This window comes from Maricaulis sp. D1M11 (assembly GCF_047308265.1).
Taxonomy (GTDB): Bacteria; Pseudomonadota; Alphaproteobacteria; order Caulobacterales; family Maricaulaceae; genus Maricaulis.
Map to the genome: position 1 here is coordinate 67,398 of NZ_JBKQWY010000002.1, position 24,137 is coordinate 91,534.

The following is a 24,137-nucleotide window of genomic DNA, read 5'->3' on the forward strand; positions in this document are numbered from 1 at the left end:
GAACGAGAGCGATGTAGGGTGATGTCGGGTCAAGTTTCGAGCACGGGTTTTGTGCCCGTAGACGCAGTGTTTTCCGAAGAGGGTGCTGATCTCCTGCAGCTCAGCGCAGGAGAACGGCTTCGTGATCTTCGTATCAAGGCCGGGCTGACGCTCGATTCCGCTGCAGCGCGGACGCGTATTCGCCGTGACTATCTTGAAGCCATTGAGACGATGGACCCGCGCGGCCTGCCGGCCCGGGCCTATACGATCGGATATCTGCGCACCTATGCCAGCTTTCTGGGACTGGAAGCCGATGCCATCGTTGAACAGTTCAAACGCGAAGTGGATACGGATACGGGGCGGGCGCGCCCCACAGCCGCGACCAAGACCCGTAAGGATATCCGCTTGCCGCGGGGTGCCTTTGGTGCGGTCCTGATCCTGGTCAGCGTTGTGGCCATTGGATGGTGGTATCTGCAGCAGGTGCAGGACGGCAGCGAATTCCTGGGTGTGCCCGCGCCGCCGGATGCCATTCCTGACTGGGCCATGGATGATTTCAGCGATGAACCCGTGCGCGCCAGTGTCGCCGAGATCTGGGACGAACTCCCGGTCAGCGAACCGCTGACCTCGTCTGAACTGGTGCTGCGCGCGCTGTCCCCGACCTGGCTGGAAGTGCGCGACCGTTCGGGCCGCATCCTGTTCGCGCGCGATCTTGAGGCCGGGGAGATCTACCGGGCTCTTGAGGCCGGGCTCCAGGTCTCGACTGCCAATGCAGGAGCCATCGCTCTTGAACGCGATGGTGCAGCTGTCGGGCGTTTGGGTGAAGAGGGCCAGGCGCTGGAAAACCAGCCCCTTCCCGGCACACCATCAGATGTGGCCGAGGCTCCCACTGAAGGCTGAGTTGCGGCCGATTGTCGGACCTGCCTTAAAACCGGCGTCAAACCTGTCTATATCCTGACCGACTCGTCTTTCACGTTGGAGCTGATCGTCATGTCTGCAGCTGGCAAGGATCCCCGTACTGTCCGTCCGTGGCGCATGATCGAGCGTCGTCCCAGTCGCCAGATCATGGTCGGCGCGGTTCCGGTGGGCGGCGATGCACCGATCACCGTGCAAACCATGACCAACACGCCCACTTCTGACGCGGGGGCGACGATTGACCAGATACGCCGGTGTGAAGAGGCCGGGGTGGATCTGGTCCGAGTGTCCTGTCCTGACGAAGACTCCACGGCCGCGTTCAAGGAGATTGCCCGGGCGGCGACGGTGCCTCTGATTGCTGATATTCACTTCCACTATAAACGCGGGATCGAAGCCGCAGAGGCCGGAGCGGCCTGTCTGCGGATCAATCCGGGCAATATCGGCTCGATGGACCGGGTCAAGGAGGTCGTCCAGGCGGCCCGCGATCATGGCTGCGCGATCCGGATTGGTGTCAATGCCGGGTCTTTGGAAAAGCATCTGCTTGAAAAATATGGTGAGCCCTGTCCTGAAGCGATGGTGGAGAGCGCGCTCGACCATGCCCGTATTCTCGAGGATCTGGATTTCCGCGAATACAAGATTTCGGTAAAAGCCTCTGATCCCTTCCTGACCGCTGCAGCTTACCAGGCCTTGGCCGAGGCGACCGATGCCCCGCTCCACCTGGGTGTGACTGAGGCCGGCGGTCAGCGTATCGGCACCGTGAAGTCCTCGATCGGCATGGGTAATCTTCTGTGGGCCGGTATTGGCGACACGATTCGTGTGTCACTCTCCGCGGAACCGGAAGAAGAGGTGCGTGTCGGATTTGATATCCTCAAATCTCTGGGGCTGCGTACGCGCGGTGTGAATATCATCGCCTGCCCGTCCTGTGCGCGGCAGGGATTTGATGTGATCCGCACCGTCGAGACCCTGGAAGAGCGGCTCTCTCATATCTCCGAGCCCATTTCGCTGTCGATTATCGGCTGTGTGGTCAATGGTCCGGGCGAAGCCCTGATGACCGATCTGGGTTTCACGGGCGGGGGAGCCGGGTCGGGCAAGATGTATGTGTCGGGACGTCCCGACCACAATGTCACCAACGCGGCCATGGTCGAACATATTGTCGAAATGGTCGAGGCACGGGCCGATCTTTTGCGCCAGGAACGCGAAGCCTCGGAGGCCGCAGCCGAATAATCGCTAGCGCGCATCCTCCGGCGACGCCTCGGAGGCAGCCGGTGTCAGTTCCAGCTCGCTTTCGGCCTCAGACGCCGTGCCGGTTGTTTTCTCCTGAAAGCGGGGCAGGCGAATGTCGTGCCACCCCGTTCCCTGCAAGCCGTCCCACCAGGTTTCAATAGCGTCGCGAGGTGTGTTGAGTCCGAGCAATTGCATGCGTTGTGACCAGACCTGTGTGGTCAGTCGGATGGTTTCGATGCCCCAATTCGGTGCCTTGGCCGCGGCCCATCTCTCCATTGAAACCGGATTGAGTGCGGCCACCAGAAGGAGGCTGAGCAAAACGCCATTATTCAGCCAGAGGCGTCCGCGCTCATGCTGGACCGGATCTTCCGGCTGTTCGAACAGGGCGTCCCGCAGATCGTCATCCTCGTTCATCACGCACCCCTAGAACTGGAAATAGATGAAAGGCGCCATGCCGGGCTGGCGCAGCGCATCGATCAACACGAACGCCACTGCACCGGTCAGGGCCAGCCCCGGCGATCGCAGATGGGACATCACGATAGCGACCTGTTCGATCAGGCGCGGGGGCAGGGCATTCAGGCCCAGACCGAACACGACCAGGCCGGCTATGAACGGAGTGAGCTGGAAAACCGGTTCGGTGATGGAGTGCCAGTCCGTGAGGAAGGCCCAGGCTGTGGCAAAATCGGGAGAACGGAACAGGATCCAGGCCAGGCAAACGCCGTGGAAGGTGATCACAAGGCTCATCAGCCCGCGGCCTGACCGGGCGAGGCCAAGGGCGCGTTCGATCATCAGGGCACTGCCATGAATGAAACCCCAGGCGAGGAAGGTCCAGGCGGCACCGTGCCACAATCCGCCCAGCAGCATGGTGATCATCAGATTCCGGCTGGTGGCAAACGGGCCACCCCGGCTGCCCCCGAGGGGTTTGTAGAGATAATCGCGCAGCCAGGTGGACAGGGAGATATGCCAGCGCCGCCAGAAATCCTGGAAGGAACGTGCGCGATAGGGCTGGTCGAAATTCCTGTTGAACCGATAACCCAGAAGCGCTGCGGCGCCGATGGCTATGTCGCTATAGGCCGAGAAATCGCAATAGATCTGGACCGCATAGCCATAGACGGCAAACAGGCGGTCCAGGCCACCGAACTCGGCCGGCGAAAAGAAGACCGGGTCGACCAGGCCTGTCGCCAGCTCATTGGCGATCACCGTCTTCTTGAACAGCCCCCACAATATGAGCAACAGTCCCAGACTCATGGCGCCACGTGAAATACTGGGTGCACGGTCCAGCTGAGGCAGGAAGTCCTTTGCTCGCACAATCGGTCCGGCGACCAGTTGCGGGAAGAAGGAGATATAGAGCATCACATCGACAAGCCCGGTCTCACCATCGGCCTCGCCGCGTTTCACGTCGATGAGATAGGAAATGCCCTGGAAGGTGTAGAAGGAAATTCCGACCGGAAGGATGACCTGTAGCAGGGGCAGATCGCGTTCCCAGCCGGCCATTGCCAGCGCTTCGCCGATATTTTCCAGAAAGAAGCCATAGTATTTGAAGAAGGCCAGGACGCCCAGATTGAGAACGACGCCGAAACAGATCACGGCGGCGCGGGTGGGACCTTCCGGCAATCGCCCGATGATCCGGCCGAGCATCCAGTTGCCGATCGAGCTGATGGCGAGCAGGAAGCAGAAACGCCAGTCCCACCAACCGTAGAAGACATAGCTGGCGGCCAGGAGGAAAAACTTGCGCCGGGCATTCTCGCGATCGAGCGCCCAGGTGAAACCGAGCACGACCACAAAGAAAATGCCGAAAGTGAGCGTGGGAAACAGCATGACTGAGAGGGCCTACTGATCTGCCGAACTGACGGTGGGCGTACCGGTTTCGGCGCCATTGGGATCTGGCGCGTCGAGGGTCACCGGTTGGCAGATATAGGCTTGTCCATTAATGGCCACGTTCAGCCAGTCCGCGAGAGCGTCCGGGGCCTCGTCTTCGATTTCGGCTTCGGCCACAAGCGGTATTTGAGGCCGGGGATTGTCCCAGCCTTCACGAATGGCGGCAGCAACTGGCGCGGAGAGACGGGTATAACCCGGCAGGGTGAAATGAATGCCGTCATCCGCCCGTACCAGGCGCTGAGTGCCACCGGCATCGGCCAGATAGGCGGAATAATTGCCCTCGGCATCACCGGTCACCGCGCGGGTCGAGATAAAGACCGCCCCCAAGGCTTCGACTTCTTCGCGGAAAATGCCGTTGAGATAGATCGTATTGGCATTATAGCGGCTGGAGCGCATGACGGGCAGGCCGACCCAGTAGACCGTAGCCCCGTCGGTTTGCAGCTGGGTCACCACATCGCGGATACGCTCACGATACACCGTCTCCCAATCGGCGGAGCGGAAATTATAGACCGCGCCACTGTCATGACGAATGCCCTGGATATCATTGGAACCGAACAGCACCACGGCGACATCGAAATCCTGTTCAGCCAGCTGATCGCGTGTTTTCTCGGAGATGTCGCGGTAGACGTAATTGGTCAGACCGGTGGACACCTCACTCATCTGGAGGATCTCGCCGGCACGATTATCACGGCGAAGATTGCGGCGCAGACCGACCCATATGCCGTCCGCTATGGAGTCGCCAAAAACACCGATGCGCTGGGGTGTGGTGACGGCCGGGGCGGAAGTCTGGGCTTCGCCCGTCGGAGTGTCCTGTTCGCCGCCCGAATGCTCCTGTGCAAAACCGGACGAGCTCATCAGGCCAATACACAGGGCCATCGCCCACACACGCACACATTTCATGTTCCGGCCCCCCGCCATGAACTCGCCTGGACCTGTCGATTGGATCCGTTAACAAGTTTTAAACGGTAGTTTCGCCTGACGTGCAATGCGCGTTTCGCGATTGGGGCGGAATTGTGAACACCTCTGTTGTTGTCAGGCCACGTTTCTCGTCTGTCAGACTAAATGTCTCGCCGGATAAGGGAATTTCAGCGTGATCGGATGGGGGACACGCGGACCAATAGTCCCGCTTTTCACTTGCGTGAACAATCGATCATTTGAAACGCTGACAACTCCCGTTCTAGGCTTCGGGAGTAATGGGGTCAATATTGGGGAGGCGGACAGGTTCCGCACATGTCTATGCTTGAGATCAACGGACTGACAAAAACCTATGGCAATGGCGTGCGCGCCTTGGACGGGGTCAGCCTGAGCGTGCCCAAGGGCATGTTCGGCCTTCTGGGCCCGAACGGTGCGGGCAAATCATCGCTCATGCGAACGATTGCCACCTTGCAAACCGCCGATGAGGGTTCAATCCAGTTCGGCGAGATGGATGTGCTGAAGGAGCCGCAGGCCTTGCGCGCCACCCTGGGTTATCTGCCGCAGGATTTCGGTGTCTATCCCCGTATGTCGGCCCGAGCGATGCTGGATCATCTGGCCGTATTGAAGGGTATTTCCAACGGCAAGGAGCGCAAGCATCTTGTTGAAACCCTTCTGGAACAGACCAATCTGACCCAGCACGCGAAGAAATCCGTCGCCTCTTATTCCGGCGGTATGCGCCAGCGGTTCGGCATTGCCCAGGCCCTGATCGGTGATCCGCAACTCATCATCGTTGACGAACCGACGGCGGGTCTCGACCCGGAAGAACGCAATCGTTTCCATAATTTGCTGTCCGAGATCGGGGAGAATGTGGTGATCATCCTGTCCACCCATATCGTGGAAGATGTCGCCGATCTTTGCCCGAACATGGCGATCATGAATCGCGGTCAGATCGTCAAGAAGGGCTCCCCTGACTCGCTGGTCCGTGAGCTGGACGGCAAGGTCTGGGGCAAGACGATTGCGAAGGCTGATCTTGCGGCGCTGCGCGAGCGTTACACCGTGATTTCCGAACGCCTGACCATGGGCCAGGTGCGTGTCCACGTCTTGTCGGATGACAATCCGGGTGAGGGTTTCGAACCCGTCACCGCCGATCTCGAGGACGTCTATTTCTCGACTATTCGTGGCAATAATGCTGAAGCGGCCCAAGCGGCCTGATTTGAACCCGACTTGAAAGGAGCACGCTATGCTCTCGAAAATTGCCGGGTTTGAGATCCGCTATCAGCTGTTCTCGCCCGTTTTCATCGCGGTCTTCGCGATTTTCTTTCTGCTGGTGTTTGCCGGTGTCACGATTGACCAGGTACAGGTTGGCGGTGGCGGCAGCACCAATATTAACTCGCCCAATGCGCTGACTATCAATGTTCTGATCTTCTCGCTCTTTGGCGGGTTGATTCCGGCCGCATTCCTCTCATCCGGGGTTTTGCGTGACCGCTCTTTCAAGATGGAAGAGATATTCTTTTCACGTCCAATCGGAAAACTCGGCTTTGTATTGGGTCGCTTCATCGGTGGATTTGTCGCCACAGCGCTGTGTTTTGCCAGCGTGCCGCTGGCCTTTTTGATCGGGTCCCAGATGCCCTGGCTGGACCAGGAACTCATCGGTCCGACGAATTTGAACTGGTATCTCTACATCTATTTGGTCTTCGGCCTGGTCAATATGTGGGTCGTCGGCACCATCCTTTATGCGATCGCCAGTTTCACGCGGTCTAATCTTGCGGTCTGGATCGGCTTCCTCGGGCTGATCGTGCTCTATCTTGTTGGCAGCACCATCGCCGGCCAGGAACCGAGCTTGCGCGACGAACTGGCGCTGATCGACCCGTTCGGGTTCAACACTTTCAGCGAGGTCACCCGTTACTGGACGGCGTTTGAAGCCAATACGCAGGTCGTGCCGTTTGAGAGCACCTTCCTGATGAACCGGTTGATGTGGATCGGTATCGGGAGCGCGCTTCTGGCGATCACCATCATGACTTTCCAGTTCCGCAAGGCCGGGTCCGGATCCAGCCGCAAGGCGGGCAAGGCACAACAGGCGAAAGGGCCTGTCAGCGCCATTTCAGATATCGATCTGCCGCGTGTCCAGCCCATGCTGAACGCGTCCACCGTTCGGCAACAATTCTTTGCCCGCACGAGTTTCGAGGTGAAGGGCGTGGTTTTGAATGTGGCCTTCTGGGTCATTCTGGCCTTTGGCCTGTTCAATACCGTCCCGGGCTTTTTCTTCGCGAGCGGTCTTTACGGCACAGACAACTATCCGGTGACCCGGGTGATGATGAATACGGTAGCTGGCGCCTATTCCATTATCCCGATCATCATCGTGATCTACTATGCTGCAGAGCTGGTGTGGCGGGAACGGCGGTTTGCCTTCAATGAGATCGTTGATGCGACGCCCACACCTAGCTGGGTGTTTGTGACGTCCAAATTCCTCGGCATGATGGTGGTTATCGTCGCCCTGGCCGTTGTCGCGATTATCGCTGCCATCCTGTCTCAGATGATCATGGGCTACACGGTTTTTGAGCTGGATCAGTATGTGTTGCGCGGGGTTCTGCAGATCGTCTTCCCGGCCGCTCTTCTGGCGGCTCTGGCGATTTTCCTGCAGGTCTTGTTCAACAATCGCTGGCTCGGCATGGCAGCCATGCTGGTCTTCTTTGTCGTGTCCTTGGTGATCAGCCAGATCGGTTTTGATCACAACCTCTATCAATATGGATCGACGCCGGGCGCGCCTTACTCCGACATGAACGGGTATGGCCATTTCCTTGGCATGCTGCTCTGGTTCAACAGCTACTGGGCCTTCTGGGCACTCTTGTTGATGGTGTTGTCCTATCAGCTCTGGAGCCGTGGAGCGCTGACCCCGATCGTGCAGCGCCTGAAGGCCTTGCCGGCATCCTTCTCGCCGGCAACGGGTGGTCTAGCACTGGTCTCAGTCGTGGGTGCGGTGCTCACAGGTGGGGTGATCTTCTATAATACGAATATTCTCAACACCTATATCTCTGGTCCTGAGGGTCGTCGCATGGCGGCGGAGTATGAGCGGCTGTATGTGCATCTACTGGACGCGCCCCAGCCAACCATCACGAACACCCTGTATGAGGTGGACATCTATCCGGATGAGCGTCGTTATGTGGCAGCTGGCGAATACATGCTGCAGAATCTGACGGATGAACCGCTTGAGACCGTGTGGATCTCCTATGGCGCCGGGACAACTGTCGTTAGCCAGGAGATTGAAGGAGGGGAGCTGGCAACATCTGACGAGCGTTTCCGGTTTTACAGCTTTGATCTGGAGACTGCGATTCAGCCCGGTGAGAGTCGGAATTTCAGCTTCGAGGTGGAGCGCAGCAATCCGGGTTTCCGGAATTCCGGCAATGTGACGACGGTCAACTATAACGGGACCTTCTTCAACAATGGCGAATCCATGCCGCAAATCGGTTTCGATGCGGGTCGTCGGTTGCAGGACCGGGCTCAACGGCGCCGACAGGGGCTGGAGCCAATCGAGCGAGCGCATGATCTCGAGGATGAGCACCGCCACTATGAGAATGGCATCACCAATTCTCACTATGTGACGTTCCGAACGATTGTTTCGACTGCCGCGGATCAGATTGCTATTGCGCCGGGTTATCTGCAGCGGGAATGGGTTGAGGGAGATCGCCGGTATTTCGAGTATGTGATGGATCGGCCGATCCTGAACTTCTACTCATGGCTGTCGGCCGAATATGAAGTCGAAAGTCGAGAGGTTGATGGGATCAATCTTCAGGTCTTCTACCACGCTCCTCACCACTGGAATGTGGAGCGAATGCTGGAAGCGTCAGAAGACAGCCTGCGTTACTTCTCCGAGACTTTAAGCCCGTATCAGTATCGACAGTTCCGCGTTCTGGAGTTTCCGGCCTATGCCTCGTTCGCCCAAGCCTTTCCGAACACTATTCCCTACTCGGAAGGCATTGGTTTTATCGGGGATCTGCGTGATCCCGATGATATTGACTATGTCTACTACGTGACCGCGCACGAAGCGGCGCACCAGTGGTGGGCGCACCAGGTCATGTCGGCCAATGTGCAGGGCGGAACGATGCTGATCGAGACTTTCGCTCAGTATTCCGCACTGATGGTCATGCGCCAGGAATACGGCGATGACGCCATGCGACGCTTCCTCAAATGGGAGCTGGACACCTATCTGGGTGGGCGGGGCTCTGAAGCCATCGAAGAGCAGCCGCTCTATCGTGTCGAGAACCAGGCCTATATCCACTACCGCAAGGGTGCCGTGATCATGTACGCCCTGCAGGACTATGTGGGAGAGGAGACGGTCAATCGTGCCATGCGGCGTCTCATCGACGAGCGTGCCTATTCCTCCGAGCCCTATGCGACCACTCTCGACTTCCTGCGTATCCTGCGTGAGGAGGCCGGACCGGAATGGGAGGGCATGATCCACGATTTCTTCGAACGGATCGTGCTTTTTGATCTTAATGTCGAGGACAGCGAACCCGCTCCGACAGCAACAGAGCTCGAAGATGGCCGTTGGGAGGTCTCCTTCACCATCAATGCCAAGAAGTTCTGGGCGACAGGTGAAGGTGAGCAAACTGAAGAGCCCATCGATTATCTGATCGATATCGGTGTCTTCAATCGCAATCTGGATGGCGCGCTGGAGGGCTCAGATCATGTGCTCTACCTGGACAAGCACCGCATCAATGAAGAAACGATGGAATTCAGCTTCATCGTGGACGAGCGTCCGGCTTATGTCGGTATCGATCCCTACAACAAGCTGATTGATCGCAATTCGGACGATAATCTGGTGCGGGTCACGATTGACTAGACCCGCCAGTCACCCGGAAAGGGGAGGGCTCGCCCTCCCCTTTTTGATTCCGCCACAAGGACGTTCGACATGATCACGCTTTACGGTCTGAAAAACTGTGATACCTGCAAGAAAGCGCTCAAAGCGCTGGCTGATGCTGGCCGGGAGACGCGTTTTGTGGACATCCGGGCGGAGGCGGATCTGGCGGACCGGGTCCCCGTCTGGCTGGCGAAAATCGAGTCCAAGCGTCTCGTCAATACACGATCCACCACATGGCGCGGACTAGATGATGAGCAGCGTGTGCGGGCTGAAACGGACACTGCGGCCCTGTTGATCGAGCATCCCACACTGATCAAGCGCCCGGTTATCGAGGCGGGCTCAGACATTTGGGTAGGCTGGACAAAAGCGGTGGAAGCCGCGCTGGTTCAAGCCTGAAGGACGGTGTGCACTCACGGCACCAGCACAAACAGATCTAGCTCGCGCTCGAGTGTTTCGCTCTCGCGCTGCAAAACCAGATGAAGGCGTGGTGTTTCATCCGGTTCGCAGGTTCGTGAGGCAACCGGTTCATGATCATAGTGGGTAATGAAATCACCGGGCTGAATATCGGCGATGTCGGCCGGCGTACCATCCACGACAGACACCACCTCAAAACCGTTATCGCGGGGTCGAAACACCATGCCGTGGGCGCGCAGGGGCGGGAAGCTGATCGGTGTTTGCGGGTCGATCCGGTCCAGTTGTACGCGCTTGTTGGCGATGTCGAATGTCCAGTTGAAGTGGCGCATCACATCTCCGCCGAACAATTCCGTACCATTGGATGTATCGAGCATCGGCGTTTGCAGGATGTGGGGCCCCAGATAGACGTCATGGTCTGCACGTGCAGCGGATCGTCGCTCAACGCGGTTAAGATGGACGGACGCGCCGTAGGGCCGCGGTTCATCAACGAGATCATAGCGGTCCAGGTTATTCAATGTCAGGGCTGTATTGGCCGCGCCGCTATCGACAAGCAGGCGCCGGGTGCGGTTGGAGAATCTCACCTCCATCCAGGGGCGGATATCGGGGCCCCGGACGCTGAATACCGTTTCGCCGTCTGCCGGGGGCAGCGCACCCTCACGCAGATGGATCGAACCGGTCTCATAATCAAGCGTGAGCAGAAAACCGTCAAACGTCTGATAGGAGAGAATACCGTCAATTTCGCGCCCCAAGGCGAGCGAAAGATGGTCAAGCTCACTGACGCGCGCTTGCATCCGGTTCACATTGACTGGTCCGATTGAGAGGTCCGAGAAATTGGCCCGCTGACCGGCGCGCACACGTGAAGACGAAATGCGGGCAATACTGTCCGGGTCGACGTGTGTCGTTGCCGCGCCCGTATCATAGATGAACCATAACCGACGGGGCTCTGCGGTCTCGTCCGGGGAGGCAGTGTCCGGGGAAGCGAGATCAAGCGGCAGGAAAAAATATCCGCGACACATCTCGACGGGCAAGGCGTGGGATGGCGTGTCTTGAACCGGTGCAGCCTGAATGAGACTCGATGCGGTAAGCAGGGCCATCAGCAATTGCGACATGAAACTATTCCCCCTCTGTTTATCTCAGGATAAATCACAAAACGTGGGGACGAACAGGGATTCGGGATGATGAAGTCCATCTGCGTGTATTGCGGGTCCAATCCGGGCAAGTCGCCGGCTTTCATGAAGGCGGCACAAAAGCTGGGGCGCGAGCTGGCACAGCGGGAGATCACGCTAGTTTATGGCGGTGGCCAGGTGGGGCTAATGGGCGAGGTTGCCGATGCCACACTCGAGGCCGGGGGCCGGGTGGTGGGTGTCATCCCCGAATTCATGGCGCTCAAGGAGATCGCTCATCTCGGTCTGAGCGAGTTGCACGTGGTTCACACCATGCATGCGCGCAAGGCCAAGATGGAGCAGCTGGCTGACGGGTTTATCGCGCTGCCCGGCGGCATCGGCACCATGGAGGAATTGTTCGAGATCTGGACCTGGGGGCAGCTCGGACAACACCGCAAACCCTTCGGATTGCTCAATGTGGACGGGTTCTATGATGATCTTGTGCGCTTTATTGACGGCATGACGCAAAAGGGATTTCTCGCGCCCATGCATCGCAACGCCCTGCAAGTGTCTGACTCAATGGCCGATCTTCTGGAGGCGTTTGAGGTCTTCGAGGCGCCCGAGGCGGATGTGCGTTTGAAGACCCAGCAGACCTGACACAGAGCGGCTCGAGACTTGACCCGATCTTCGGTGCACGGCCTGATGCGGTCAAACACCATCGGGAAGGGACATCCATGACATCGCTTTTGACGCCCATGCTGGCACTGATCATCTGGACATTGTTCATGTGGCTGTGGATGTATGCCACGCGACTTCCGGCCATGCACAAGGCGGGTATTGATGCCACAAAGATCCGGCGCAAGGGCGAACTGGACATCCTGCCGGTCGAGGTCAGCCGGATCGCCGATAACTATAATCACCTGCACGAGCAGCCGACGGTTTTTTATGCGCTTGTCGTGTACGGTCATCTGGTCGGTGCCGAGACCGTCTGGCTGACAGGTTTGGCCTGGGCCTATGTGGTTTTCCGTGTTGCTCACAGCCTGGTGCAGGCTCTGTGGAATTTTGTTCCGGCGCGGTTTGCTGTTTTTGTGCTCAGCACGCTGACGCTCATCGGTATGGCAGGCATCGTGACGGGTGTGACGCTGGCCGGTTAGGGGCCACCAACAGCGCCGCGATATTTTCAAGACGGGCTTTGAATGCTAACCGAACGGGATGCACGCACCCGAAGCCCGACTCGCCCTCGTTATCGACCGGTTTGACCAGGTTGAAGCCCGTCTTGGCGCTGCCGCCGACGCGGAGGAAATCGTCAAGCTGTCGAAGGAACATGCCGAACTCAAGCCGGTGGCCCAGAAGGCCTCCGAGCTCAAGGCCGCACGCCAGGAACTCATCGACCTCGAGGAGATGATGAACGGCGATGATGCCGACATGGCCGAGATGGCGAAGGACGAGTATTACGCTCTCAAGGAGCAGCTGCCCGACCTGGAACATGAAATGTCGCTGCTGCTCCTGCCCAAGGACAAGGATGACAGCGCGGATGCCCTGGTCGAGATCCGTGCGGGCACGGGTGGCGATGAGGCGGCTCTGTTCGCCGGCGATCTTTATCGCATGTATGAACGTTACGCCCAGCTGCAGGGCTGGTCTTGGTCACTCGACAGTGCGTCAGAAGGTGAACAGGGTGGCTACAAGGAGGTCATCGCCTCGGTCTCCGGACCAGGCGTGTTCGGGCGTCTGAAATTTGAGAGCGGTGTTCACCGGGTCCAGCGTGTGCCGGCGACAGAAAGCCAGGGCCGTATCCACACCTCAGCCGCGACAGTGGCCATAATGCCCAAACCCGATGAGGTCGAGGCCGGGCTCGATATGAGCGATGTGCGGGTGGATACCATGCGTGCTTCCGGTGCCGGTGGGCAGCACGTCAACAAGACCGAATCCGCTGTGCGCATGACCCATATCCCGACCGGGATCATGGTGGTCTGCGCGGAAAAATCGCAGCACCAGAACCGGGCCAAGGCCGCGGAATTGCTGGCCGCGAAGCTTTATGACATGCGCCGTGAGGCTGCTGCAGCTGAACGCGCGGCGGAACGTAAGGACCAGATCGGTTCGGGTGACCGCTCGGAGCGCATCCGGACTTACAACTTTCCGCAGGGGCGTGTCTCGGATCACCGGATTAACCTCACGCTCTACAAGCTCGACGAGATCGTGGCCGGGGACGGTCTGGACGAAGTGGTCACCGCCCTGATTTCCGAGGACCAGGCCCGTCGTCTGGCGGCCCTGGAAGAGGAGGCGTGAGCGAGGATTTCGCGGCGCTGGCGGACCGCGCCGCCGACCAACACCGTCAACGGCCCGGACATGGCCTGTTCGTCAGCTGGCAAGGCCTGTCGCTGGCCGATATCCGGCGGGACCTGCTTAGGCGTCTGGACGCGGCGGGTATTCATGCGGTGGACCAGGAGGTCCGCTTTCTCATTGAACATGCTCTGGCACCGGCACGCCTGGCTGAGGCGTTGGCCGATCCTGTGCTTGCACCCTGGCAAAAACTGTTTGACCTAGCCGATCTCGCCACGGCCCGTCTGACCCGCAAACCTCTGTCCCAGGTTCTGGGCACTCAACCCTTCTGGACGATCGATCTGGCTGTGACGGGCGATGTTCTGACCCCGAGAGCGGACACGGAAACGCTTGTAGAGGCCGTGCTGTCGCGCCGTCCGTCGGCGCGGTCCGACTCTCTGGGGCGTTCGGTCGAGCTGGTCGATCTGGGTACGGGCTCGGGCGCGATCGTGTTGGCCCTGCTGCACGAACGAGCCGACTGGACCGGTCTGGGCGTGGATGTGTCGTCCCGGGCGCTCGCTGTGGCTCAGGCCAATGCCGCGCGTGTGGGAGTGAGCGAGCGGGTACGTTTTCTTCAGACGTCCTGGTCTCACGCCCTGGCAGATGAGAGCGCCGATATTGTGGTGTCGAACCCGCCTTACATCGTCAGTGATGTCTTGACCGGGCTGGAGCCGGAGGTACGTGATTTTGAGCCGCACCTGGCGCTCGATGGAGGTGAGGACGGGCTGGACGCCTATCGCGTGATTCTGGATGACCTGCCGCGAATCCTGCGTCCGGATGGATTGTTCGCACTCGAAATTGGCTATGATCAGGCAGCGGCGGTCAGTGGTCTTGCGCGGGCGGCGGGGCTTGTCGGGGTTGAGGTGTTGAATGATCTGGCCGGACTGCCGCGCGTGGTTCTCGGCTTTCGCAACTGCAGCAGCCGCTAAAAAGGCTTGGAATGCTGAAAATTGCGGTCTAGTTTCGAAATCAACAGATGGCTCGCGCCAATGCGGGGGCATGCGCGGCCGGACAAAGCCGTCTGAATATATCCGGCCAAAGACAAAAACCTCCTATAGGCGCGCAGGATTGCACCTGCGAATGCACAGCTTGAACCGCAGGGTAACTTGCATCGCTGGTAAACAGGGATAGGCGACATGAAGCGTCAGCGCGGACGAGGACGGAAGTCCAGTAACCCGGCCAACCGGACTTTCGAGAGTAATGGTCCGGAGGTGAAGATTCGGGGAAATGCGTCCCAGATCTTTGACAAATACTCCCAGCTGGCTCGCGATGCGGCCTCGTCTGGTGATCGTGTGCGCGCAGAAAATCTGTATCAGCACGCCGAACACTATTTCCGCATCCTGCAGGCCAACGCGCCCAAGCGTGATGTGAATGCCGAAGAGGGCGAAGAGGCGGACGCCCAGGACAATGGCGAAGAGAACCGGTCCGAACAGCAGGCGCGAGAGCCCCGCGAACCGCGTGAGCCGCGTCGCCGGTCGCGTCGTTCCCCCCGCAATGAAACCGCAGATGCGGACCCGATGAATGTCGTGACGCCGGAAGGTGATGCGTCCGCGGGTGATGCGTCTGAAGGTGGAGAGACCGCTGAAGCCGCAGAGACCCCGTCTGAAGACCCGGCGCCGCGTCGCCGCACGCGCCGGACCCGTCGTCCGCGCTCGGACGCTGCAACCCCGGAAACAGGTGAGGCTGAGGCGGCCCTGGAACAGGCTTCTGTGGACCAGGCCTCTGCGGACCAGGCCCCGGCGGAGAGCACGGCTGAGGCCGGTGACGGTGAAACAGAAGCGGCCTAGAGCGCTGCGTCTGACCCGTTCCAGTCTGCTTTACATCACACGTGAAATATCTGCGCCGGGCTCGATGAGGCCCGGCGTTTTTACGCGGGCATACACGCCGCAATCCATGTGACCGCGCGTCTGCATCAACAGGGCCGGCATATCGATATCGCGCTGTGCGGTGTCAGGATGGACCGATGTCGCCGGGCAGCGGCGAATGCGCGCCATGATTTCCAGCTGGGCGGATCCGACTTGCCAGACCTGACCGACGGCCTCCAGCTCGCTCCAGGCCTCCATGCCGGAAACAAGAAGATTGCCACGAAACCGGACCGGATCGACGGGCAGGCCGCAGGCCGTTTCGAGTGTTTTCACACTCTCAAGATTGATGATCGACAGATGCGGATCGGGGATATCTGTCAGGGCCTGATCGCTGGCATGCACCAGATCCAGCGTTTCGGGCTCAAGCGAGGCCAGAGCGCACAGCTCTTGGCACAAACCGGGATCCACAGACACACGGGCAGTTTTTTGCGGCAGATCAAGTGTGAAGCTCTGTCCTGAGGGAAGAGAGAGTTCCAGTTGATCCCCGTCGATGAGGCGTGTCTTTACCCGCGCCAGTTCTGGGTAGAACGCCAGCATCAGCGTGAATTTCTTTTTCATGTGCGCGGGCGCGCTGACATCAAAGGGCGCCCCCGGACGAGCCAGCGCATAAGCGCGATCACCGGGCAGTACCCGGTCCGCGGCAAGGGAACACGCATCAAGCGTTTCCGGGCTGAAGCCTTTGAGCGCGTAGCGGTGGATGGTGTCGAGACGGGCCATGAATTTCTCCTCAACCGGGTGACAGGCCGGAAATGTCGCAGGCGTGGGCCTTGTGTGTCGCGAATGCCACACTTACATGCATGACAAGTCGCAGACCGGCGTGCTTGATGAAGGCGCGGGTCTGCAGGTTATCTCGCCTTGTCAGGGGGATCGACATGGATTTTGAACGTTATACAGATCGTGCACGCGGCATTTTGCAGGCGGCGCAAGGACTGGCCATTGGCCAACAGCATCAGCAATTTACGCCCGAGCATATCCTCAAGGCCCTGCTCGATGATCAGGGCGGGCTCGCGCGCAATTTGATTGAGGCCGCCGGCGGTCAGGTCGTGCCGATCGCAGACGCCGTGGAGCGGGCGATAGATGCCTTGCCGAAGGTGCAGGGGGCCAACAGCCAGCTCGTCATGGTGCCGCAAACGGCCCAGGTCTTCACCCAGGCCCAGTCTGCGGCTGACAAGGCAGGCGACCAATTCGTCACCGCTGAACGTCTGTTGCAGGGCGTCAGTCTGGCAGCGGGTTCGAAGGCGAACCAGGCGCTGAACCAGGCGGGTGTCACCCCGCAAAAGCTCAACGAGGCGATCAATGACCTGCGGGCCGGGCGGACGGCGGACAGCGCCTCCGCGGAAGATACATTCGAGGCCCTCAAGAAATATGCGCGGGACCTCACCGAGGTCGCCCGGGAGGGAAGGCTGGACCCGGTGATTGGCCGCGATGAAGAGATTCGCCGCGCGATCCAGGTCTTGTCACGTCGCACCAAGAATAATCCCGTGCTGATTGGTGAGCCCGGCGTGGGCAAGACCGCCATCGCTGAGGGTCTGGCTCTGCGGATTGTCAATGGTGATGTGCCCGAAAGCCTGGTGGACAAGCGTCTCCTCGCACTCGACATGGGCGCTCTGATTGCCGGGGCCAAGTTTCGCGGCGAGTTCGAGGAGCGGCTGAAATCAGTCCTGCAGGAAGTGGAATCGGCACACGGCCAGATCGTGCTCTTTATTGATGAAATGCACACCTTGGTCGGAGCCGGCAAGGCCGATGGGGCCATGGATGCCTCGAACCTGCTGAAACCCGCTTTGGCGCGCGGTGAGCTGCATTGTGTGGGCGCGACCACGCTGGATGAGTACCGCAAGCATGTGGAGAAAGACGCGGCCCTGGCGCGGCGTTTCCAGCCCGTCATGGTGGAGGAGCCGACGGTTGAGGATACGGTCTCCATCCTGCGCGGTCTGAAGGAGAAGTATGAGGTTCACCACGGTGTTCGTATTGCCGATGGTGCGATTGTCGCCGCGGCCAATCTCTCCAATCGCTACATCACCGACCGCTTTCTGCCCGACAAGGCCATTGATCTGATGGACGAGGCCGCCTCGCGCTTGCGCATGCAGGTCGACAGCAAGCCGGAAGAGCTGGACGAGATTGATCGCCGGGCGATCCAGCTGAAGATCGAGGCCGAAGCGCTGAAGAAAGAGAAGGACGAGGCGTCCCGCGATCGTCTGGAAAAACTCTCTCGGGAGATCGCCGAGCTGGAAGGGCGGTCTGCCGAGCTGACGGCGGCCTGGCGTGCAGAGAAAGACAAGCTGGCGTCCGCGACCACGATCAAGGAAAGCCTCGACCGGGCTCGCCAGGACCTGGCGGATGCGGAGCGGCGCGGGGATCTAGCCCGGGCTTCGGAGATCAAATATGGCCGATTGCCGGACCTGGAGCGTCAGCTGGCGGACGCGGAAACGCGCGGATCAGATGAGCAAATGGTGCAGGAAGTGGTCGATGAAGAACAGATCGCCCACGTCGTCTCGCGCTGGACCGGTGTTCCCATCGACAAAATGCTTGAAGGGGAACGTGACAAGCTGTTGCGCATGGAAGATGGCCTGCGCGGTCGTGTGATCGGTCAGGATGATGCTTTGACATCGGTCGCGGACGCCGTGCGCCGGGCTCGGGCGGGATTGAAAGATCCCAATCGTCCGATCGGGTCTTTCCTGTTCCTGGGCCCCACCGGAGTGGGGAAGACAGAGCTGACAAAAGCCCTCGCCGAATTCCTGTTTGATGACGAAACGGCGGTCAGTCGTCTCGATATGTCGGAATACATGGAGAAACATTCCGTTGCCCGCATGATCGGCGCGCCTCCCGGTTATGTCGGGTATGAGGAGGGGGGGGCCCTAACCGAAGCCGTGCGGCGGCGCCCCTATCAGGTCGTTTTGCTGGACGAGGTCGAGAAAGCGCATCCGGATGTGTTCAATGTCCTGTTGCAGGTGTTGGACGATGGTCGTCTGACCGATGGTCAGGGCCGCACAGTGGATTTCCGCAATACCATCATCATCATGACCTCCAATCTGGGAGCCGAGCACCTGCAATTCGTCGAGCAGGTGAGTGAAGCCCGCACCCTGGTCATGGAGGTGGTCCGTAGCCATTTCCGGCCAGAGTTTCTCAATCGGATTGATGAAATCATCCTGTTCAACAAGCTCGCTCCGGAACATATGGGCGCGATTGTCGACATTCAGACGCGCGGTCTGGCCCGTTTGCTGGAAGACCGGCGCATGACGATCGATTTGGATGGTGAGGCGCGCGACTGGCTGGCCGCGAAAGGCTATGACCGCGCCTACGGCGCCCGTCCGCTCAAGCGGGTGATCCAGAAAGAGCTTCAGGACCCGTTGGCACGGATGCTTTTGGACGGCACAATCAAGGATGGTGATGCCATCCATGTCAGTGCCGAAGCCGGTCTGTTGGTGATCAATGGTGTGGCGGTCGGAGAGGTCCGGCCCGATTTTTTGCCTGCACGCCAGGATTAATGCGTGCCCGTGACTTTCATGTGGGGGCGTCCGTTGGACGTTGTCGCGAAGGATTGTCCCGCCTCGTCCAGCGTGCACGTGACGCGCTGTCGATAGGCCGAGAAACTGTCGAACGTGACGACATCCACCGGTGTTTCGAAGTGGAAGGTCACATCATACCGCTTGCCGCCATTGAGCTTGCGGACCGCGATGACTTCACCTGTGAAAGGCTGACCCAGATAGGTGCCGCTGAGGGTCTGGCCGAGCCAATAGGGTTCGAGCGGACGATTACCGCTGGCCGCATGAAGCGTGTTCCAGTTGCGAAACCCCAATTGACGAGCGAGCAGCTCCAGGGCTTCGGCATGGGAGATGAAATTGCCCTCTTGTTCCAGGGCGCTTCGCAATTGACGGGCCTGCTGTTTCAGATTGGGCAGGTCGGCGAGAATAGGTGACATGGCATGCCTCTTTCAGTGCATGCGGACTGATCGATGGGGCTCGCATTGCCATCGCGCCGCAGATCAACTGAAGAGCGAATGCATCATATCGAAGGGACCACTTCACCTTACCCTTGCGGGCGCGAGCGGCAGGCGTGTCCAGCCGGGAGAGGCTTATGACGCCTTCAACGAGGGTCGGTCAAGCCTTTTCTAGCTCCAGTCCTTGAACCAGCCTTGTGTCCGATTGGCGAAAGCAACGAGCGACAGCATGACGGGCACTTCCACCAGAACACCGACTACAGTGGCCAGGGCCGCGCCGGAATGCAGTCCGAAGAGGCTGATCGCGACGGCCACGGCGAGTTCGAAGAAATTGGAGGTGCCGATCATGGCGCACGGTGCGGCCACGTTGAACGGGGTGCGCCACAGCCAGGCTGCGCCATAGGCCAGGGCGAAAATGCCGTAGGTCTGGATCAGGAGCGGGATGGCAATCAGTACAATTGTTACCGGCTTGCCCAGGATGACTTCGCCCTGGAAGCCGAACAGCAGGACCACGGTCGCAATCAGGCCGATAATGGAGCCAGGCTTGATGCGTGCTGTGAAGGTGTCAAGGCGGGCCTGGCCGTGGTCAGGGGCATGGCCGCGGATCAGGAAATGACGCGTGAACGCACCCGCAATCAGCGGGGCAATGACATACAGACCAACGGACAGGATCAGGGTTTGCCAGGGAATGTCGATATCGGTCACACCCAGCAACAGCGCGACGATCGGGGCGAAGGCGAACACCATGATCACATCGTTCACGGCCACCTGGACGAGGGTGTAATTGGCATCCCCCCGGGTCAGCTGTGACCACACAAACACCATGGCGGTGCAAGGGGCGGCGCCCAGGATGATCAGACCGGCGATATAGGATTGGGCATCTTCGGGTTCGATCCATCCCGCAAAGATGTGCTCGAAAAAGAGAACGGCGATGAGGGCCATTGAGAAGGGTTTGACCAACCAGTTGATCACCACCGTGATAACCAGACCCTTGGGGCGTTCACCGACGCGGGACAGGCTGGAAAAATCGATATTGATCATCATCGGGTAGACCATCGCCCAGATGAGGACTGCGACGGGTAGGTTCACCGATGCGATCTCCATGGCGCCCAGGCTGGCAAATAGCCCGGGCAGAACGGTGCCCAGCCCGATCCCGACAAGAATGGCCAGTCCCACCCAGACAGAGAGATATGTCTCGAAAAACCCAATCCCGCCTGGTGCAGGCGGTGTCTGTTGTGATGCGTCGCTCATGGAAGCACTCCCGGATATCGGGCGCGAAATAGCGGTTTGATGACGGTTCCGCAACGCTCAATTTGGCGTCAGATGATCAAAATGAGGTTCTGGATTATGAGTCATCAGGTCTGCCGAGCCGATGAGCTGAAAACCGGTGGTGTTAGAGGATTATCGTGCGGTCGCCGCACCGGAAAATCCGGCGTTGTGCGTGCCAGCGAACCGCGCGCGCCAGGACGGCGGCTTCGATATCCCGGCCGATCATCACCATCTCATCCGCTGTTGTCGCGTGGTTCACGCGTTTCACATCCTGTTCGATGATCGGACCCTCATCGAGGTCAGCTGTCACATAATGTGCGGTCGCGCCGATCAGTTTTACGCCCCGATCATGGGCCCGGTGATAGGGGCGAGCGCCCTTGAAGCTCGGCAGGAAGGAGTGGTGGATATTGATGCATTGTCCATCGAGCCAGCTGGCGAAGTCATCACTGAGGATCTGCATATAACGCGCGAGCACGGTCAGCTCAGCCCCGCTGGCCTCGATCACGTCTCGAAACTGTTGTTCCTGGGCTTGCTTGGTGTCGGGCGTGACCGGCAGGTGATGAAAGGCCAGGCCGTGCCAGGCGGCCTGGTCAGCAAAATCCGTGTGATTGGAAACGATGCCGACAATCTCGATAGGCAGCGCGCTGATCTGGGTTTTATGGATCAGATCAACCAGGCAATGATCCTGTTTGGACACAGCGATCAGCGTGCGCAGTTTCTGACCCAGATCATGAATGCTCAGATCCAGCTCAAGTGCCTGCCGGATGGGACCCAGCAGGCGTTGAAGATCGGCGGCATTGCCCTGACCGGCCAGATGCATGCGCACGAAGAACTGACCGGTCTGAGGATCGCCATACACGGCCGCATCACGAATATCCCAGTCCGCTCCCGCCAGTGTCGTTGCGACAGCAGCGACAATACCGGGCCGGTCTGCGGTCCGGATGCAGAGAACAAGATCTGGGGTCATGGTTTCAGGTCAGGCCTTATTGCGCACCGTCTTGATTGGACGCCATGAGCGTATCATCGGGCTCTGCCGCGGAAGCTGCCGTTTCCAGCATAGCGAGAATACGATCCCGTTCGGCTTCAAACAGCGGAAGCTCGTCGTCTTCCAGCTGGCGACCCGTCGGCAGGTCCAGCGTCATCGGATTGACCGGACTGCCATTGAGGTGGACCTCATAGTGGAGGTGCGGGCCTGTGGAGCGGCCGGTCGTTCCCACATAACCAATAATCTGGCCCTGGGTGACACGGCTGCCGGCGCGGATGCCGCGGGCGAAGCCGTTGAGATGGGCGTAAGCCGTCTGATAGCCGTTGGGGTGGCGAATCCGGATGTAATTGCCGAACGAGCCGAAGCGATTGGCCCGCTCGACCACGCCATTACCGGCTGCCATGATCGGGGTTCCAGTCGGCGCGGCAAAGTCTGTTCCGTTGTGGGCGCGCGTATAGCCGAGGATCGGGTGGCGACGGCGACCGAAATGTGAACTCAGGCGCGCGCCATTGATCGGAGTGAGCATCAAAAGGCGCTGGGCACTTGCGCCGTCTCCAGAATAATAACCCACAATCCCGTCCGGAGTTTCGAAGCGGAAAAACTCCTTGGGTTCGCCGCGGCCATCATAACGCGCATAAACAATATCACCTGTGCGGGCGACATCTCCGTCGGCGTCGATAAAACGTTCGAACAACAGGTCGAAGCCGTCACCGGGATAGATCGACCGCTGGAAATCAATAGCGTAACCGAGAACACCGGCGAGTTCGACAACGACCCGGTCGGTCGCGCCCGCCTGCAGGGCATCCACGTACAGGGAGGAACTGATCGTGCCGGAGGCGCGAACCCATTCACTGCTGAACGTGTTGCGGGTTTCACGTGCCCGATAAGATCCGTCAGACAGGCGAGCGACGGTGATGGTTCGCTCAATGTCGGGACGGAAGGACAGTCCGTCGAGCTGTTGAAACGCCTCGCCGTCCTCATCCTCGGAATCGCGCAGATAGACCTGGATGGCCTGACCCACCCGCAGATCGCGCACGTCAAACAGATCGCCCAGCGCATAGATAGCGCGTGCAGCTTCGCGGCGTCCTGCACCGGCATCGTCGAGAACGCCCGCCAAAGTCCCGCCGCGCGGTACTGTCAGGCTGGCATTGCTGATGGCGTCACAGTCAGGGCAGTCGCGAAACGCGTTCTGGTTCAAGCGTTCCAGCGGCAAGGCCGGGGCAGTGGATTGCAGCGCAATCGAAGACGACAACAGAGGCTCACTGTCGGAGGTCTGGGTTGATCGACCCATGTCATCTTCCAGTTCGGCTAGGCCAGCGGTATCAAGATCCGCCTCGGCCTCCGGGACGTCCTGTTCGGCGAGAACCGGTGGCTCACTCGCATCCGAGACACTCCGGGCGGAAATCAGGGCAAACAGCAAAAAGGCCGACAGGAGGACACTCGACAGAACCACAACCATACGGGCGCGGCGCGTATCAGCCTGGGACACATCAAATCCGGACATTCTTCATTTCCCTCTCGGGCACGCGGGGTGAGCCGATGTGCAACACGTAGCGCAGGTCAGTCCTGCACAACACCGTCGCTCGCACCGCCTCCTGGCTGTAACACAGCAAATAACGCGCCTCTTAAAGACGTTTGCCTGCCCCCAGCTCCCCAGCGGTCGAATCATGTCTTGTGCTGATTGGGTTGCCAAGTCCTTTCCACGCTGCAAATGCGATTCGTGTGATTGTTGAGGAGCGCACCGGTTCGAATCGTGGTTTCGATACCCTTATGAGCACTGAAACCATCTCCGCCCTGTCCGCCGAACAGCTTGCTGCCCTTCTGGCTGCGCGCCTGTGCCATGATCTCGTCAGCCCGATTGCCGCATTGGGAGCTGCCCTGTCTGTTCTCGATGACGATGACTCGTCCGACATGCATGACGATGCGATGGGGCTGGTGAAGGAAAGCGCCAAACAGGCTCAGGCCAAGCTGGAATTTTCCCGCCTTGCTTTTGGAGCCGGCGGTTCCGCTCCGGGCATTCTCGATACACGTGAATTGCAGCGTTTGACGGAAGGCATGTTTGCCACCGTCAAACCGGAGATCGTGTGGAAGGTCGAATCGCCCGGTCTGGAAAAGGCAGCGGCCCGCCTCCTGCTCAACATGGCGGTTCTCGGCGTCGAGGCGGCGCCGCGGGGCGGGACCGTGACGGTTGAAGGTGTAGATGCTGCCGGTGGCGCGCGCCTACAGGTCGTGTCCGAGGGGCGCCGGGCCAAGCTGGAAGACAGTGTGGTTAAGGCGCTGGCGGGCGAAGAGCCGGAAGACGGTTTCGACGGTCGTTCGGTCCAGCCCTATTATGCAGGTGTGATTGCACGCGGCGCGGCTGGACGTATCACGGCGCGTATTGAAGGCGAGCGCGTTGAGTTTGTTGCGCTTGTGGCGCCGCCAGAAGAGCGCTGAGCGCTCCTTCATCTTTGGCGTGTGGCCCATTCGGGCGTGAATA

21 protein-coding genes are annotated in these 24,137 nt (G+C 59.6%); 12 read left to right on the top strand and 9 right to left on the bottom strand.

Annotated elements, in window-relative coordinates:
* Window positions 1-21 precede the first annotated feature (21 nt).
* Together RMQ97_RS04460 and ispG are read left to right on the top strand one after the other, a co-directional pair.
* The gene (locus RMQ97_RS04460; RefSeq protein WP_413659650.1) at window positions 22-876 is read left to right on the top strand and encodes a helix-turn-helix domain-containing protein; all 855 of its coding nucleotides are present in this window, start codon (window positions 22-24) and stop codon (window positions 874-876) included.
* Window positions 877-966: 90 nt separating this feature from the next.
* Complete coding sequence (ispG, locus tag RMQ97_RS04465; protein ID WP_413659651.1) at window positions 967-2,115, top strand: flavodoxin-dependent (E)-4-hydroxy-3-methylbut-2-enyl-diphosphate synthase; 1,149 nt, start codon at window positions 967-969, stop codon at window positions 2,113-2,115.
* Between the two features lie 3 nt (window positions 2,116-2,118).
* Here the strand turns inward: ispG and RMQ97_RS04470 are convergent, their stop codons facing one another.
* The 3 genes from RMQ97_RS04470 to RMQ97_RS04480 are packed head-to-tail and all read right to left on the bottom strand — an operon-like array spanning window position 2,119 to window position 4,893.
* A complete protein-coding gene (locus tag RMQ97_RS04470) occupies window positions 2,119-2,529 on the bottom strand; it encodes a hypothetical protein (protein WP_413659652.1) in 411 nt (136 codons plus the stop codon).
* Window positions 2,530-2,538: 9 nt separating this feature from the next.
* A complete protein-coding gene (locus RMQ97_RS04475) occupies window positions 2,539-3,933 on the bottom strand; it encodes an MBOAT family O-acyltransferase (protein ID WP_413659653.1) in 1,395 nt (464 codons plus the stop codon).
* A gap of 12 nt (window positions 3,934-3,945) precedes the next feature.
* Window positions 3,946-4,893 (bottom strand): DUF459 domain-containing protein, encoded by a 948-nt coding sequence (locus tag RMQ97_RS04480; protein ID WP_413659654.1) that lies wholly within the window; start codon window positions 4,891-4,893, stop codon window positions 3,946-3,948.
* Between the two features lie 336 nt (window positions 4,894-5,229).
* Here RMQ97_RS04480 and RMQ97_RS04485 point away from each other — a divergent pair, with 336 nt between their 5' ends.
* The 3 genes from RMQ97_RS04485 to RMQ97_RS04495 all read left to right on the top strand — a co-directional run bounded on the left by RMQ97_RS04485 (window position 5,230) and on the right by RMQ97_RS04495 (window position 10,162).
* Window positions 5,230-6,120 carry an ABC transporter ATP-binding protein gene (locus tag RMQ97_RS04485; protein ID WP_413660015.1) on the top strand — a complete coding sequence of 297 codons (891 nt, stop codon included), beginning with the start codon at window positions 5,230-5,232 and terminating at the stop codon, window positions 6,118-6,120.
* Window positions 6,121-6,148: 28 nt separating this feature from the next.
* Window positions 6,149-9,748, top strand: a complete 3,600-nt coding sequence (locus RMQ97_RS04490; protein WP_413659655.1) for an ABC transporter permease/M1 family aminopeptidase — start codon at window positions 6,149-6,151, stop codon at window positions 9,746-9,748.
* A gap of 69 nt (window positions 9,749-9,817) precedes the next feature.
* A complete protein-coding gene (locus RMQ97_RS04495) occupies window positions 9,818-10,162 on the top strand; it encodes an ArsC/Spx/MgsR family protein (RefSeq protein WP_413659656.1) in 345 nt (114 codons plus the stop codon).
* Window positions 10,163-10,176: 14 nt separating this feature from the next.
* On the opposite strand, the gene RMQ97_RS04500 is transcribed toward RMQ97_RS04495, so the two are convergent.
* Window positions 10,177-11,289: a PDZ domain-containing protein gene (locus RMQ97_RS04500; RefSeq protein ID WP_413659657.1), complete on the bottom strand. Its 1,113-nt coding sequence runs from the start codon at window positions 11,287-11,289 to the stop codon at window positions 10,177-10,179.
* A gap of 69 nt (window positions 11,290-11,358) precedes the next feature.
* Between RMQ97_RS04500 and RMQ97_RS04505 the strand changes: the two genes are divergently transcribed.
* From RMQ97_RS04505 to RMQ97_RS04525, 5 genes are all read left to right on the top strand, one after another.
* Window positions 11,359-11,940, top strand: a complete 582-nt coding sequence (locus RMQ97_RS04505) for a TIGR00730 family Rossman fold protein (RefSeq protein WP_413659658.1) — start codon at window positions 11,359-11,361, stop codon at window positions 11,938-11,940.
* Between the two features lie 77 nt (window positions 11,941-12,017).
* Window positions 12,018-12,437 (top strand): MAPEG family protein, encoded by a 420-nt coding sequence (locus RMQ97_RS04510; protein WP_413659659.1) that lies wholly within the window; start codon window positions 12,018-12,020, stop codon window positions 12,435-12,437.
* 58 nt (window positions 12,438-12,495) lie between these two features.
* A complete protein-coding gene (gene prfA / locus RMQ97_RS04515) occupies window positions 12,496-13,569 on the top strand; it encodes a peptide chain release factor 1 (RefSeq protein WP_413659660.1) in 1,074 nt (357 codons plus the stop codon).
* Window positions 13,566-14,531, top strand: coding sequence for a peptide chain release factor N(5)-glutamine methyltransferase (gene prmC, locus RMQ97_RS04520; protein WP_413659661.1), 966 nt, complete (start codon window positions 13,566-13,568; stop codon window positions 14,529-14,531). The genes prfA and prmC overlap by 4 nt, the downstream gene beginning before the upstream one ends.
* 207 nt (window positions 14,532-14,738) lie before the next feature.
* Complete coding sequence (locus RMQ97_RS04525) at window positions 14,739-15,389, top strand: DUF4167 domain-containing protein (RefSeq protein WP_413659662.1); 651 nt, start codon at window positions 14,739-14,741, stop codon at window positions 15,387-15,389.
* Window positions 15,390-15,419: 30 nt separating this feature from the next.
* On the opposite strand, the gene RMQ97_RS04530 is transcribed toward RMQ97_RS04525, so the two are convergent.
* Window positions 15,420-16,184, bottom strand: coding sequence for an MOSC domain-containing protein (locus tag RMQ97_RS04530; RefSeq protein ID WP_413659663.1), 765 nt, complete (start codon window positions 16,182-16,184; stop codon window positions 15,420-15,422).
* Between the two features lie 155 nt (window positions 16,185-16,339).
* Here RMQ97_RS04530 and clpB point away from each other — a divergent pair, with 155 nt between their 5' ends.
* The gene (gene clpB, locus RMQ97_RS04535) at window positions 16,340-18,952 is read left to right on the top strand and encodes an ATP-dependent chaperone ClpB (RefSeq protein WP_413659664.1); all 2,613 of its coding nucleotides are present in this window, start codon (window positions 16,340-16,342) and stop codon (window positions 18,950-18,952) included.
* Here the strand turns inward: clpB and RMQ97_RS04540 are convergent.
* The 4 genes from RMQ97_RS04540 to RMQ97_RS04555 form a co-directional block, all read right to left on the bottom strand.
* Window positions 18,949-19,386: a glyoxalase superfamily protein gene (locus RMQ97_RS04540; protein WP_413659665.1), complete on the bottom strand. Its 438-nt coding sequence runs from the start codon at window positions 19,384-19,386 to the stop codon at window positions 18,949-18,951. The genes clpB and RMQ97_RS04540 overlap by 4 nt on opposite strands.
* A 189-nt stretch (window positions 19,387-19,575) precedes the next feature.
* Entirely contained in the window at window positions 19,576-20,655 is a 1,080-nt protein-coding gene (gene arsB, locus RMQ97_RS04545) for an ACR3 family arsenite efflux transporter (protein WP_413659666.1), read from the bottom strand.
* 142 nt (window positions 20,656-20,797) lie between these two features.
* Window positions 20,798-21,640 carry a formyltetrahydrofolate deformylase gene (purU, locus tag RMQ97_RS04550; RefSeq protein ID WP_413659667.1) on the bottom strand — a complete coding sequence of 281 codons (843 nt, stop codon included), beginning with the start codon at window positions 21,638-21,640 and terminating at the stop codon, window positions 20,798-20,800.
* A gap of 16 nt (window positions 21,641-21,656) precedes the next feature.
* Window positions 21,657-23,162 carry a peptidoglycan DD-metalloendopeptidase family protein gene (locus RMQ97_RS04555; protein WP_413659668.1) on the bottom strand — a complete coding sequence of 502 codons (1,506 nt, stop codon included), beginning with the start codon at window positions 23,160-23,162 and terminating at the stop codon, window positions 21,657-21,659.
* A gap of 266 nt (window positions 23,163-23,428) precedes the next feature.
* Here RMQ97_RS04555 and chpT point away from each other — a divergent pair, with 266 nt between their 5' ends.
* The gene (gene chpT, locus RMQ97_RS04560; RefSeq protein ID WP_413659669.1) at window positions 23,429-24,094 is read left to right on the top strand and encodes a histidine phosphotransferase ChpT; all 666 of its coding nucleotides are present in this window, start codon (window positions 23,429-23,431) and stop codon (window positions 24,092-24,094) included.
* Window positions 24,095-24,137: the final 43 nt, after the last annotated feature.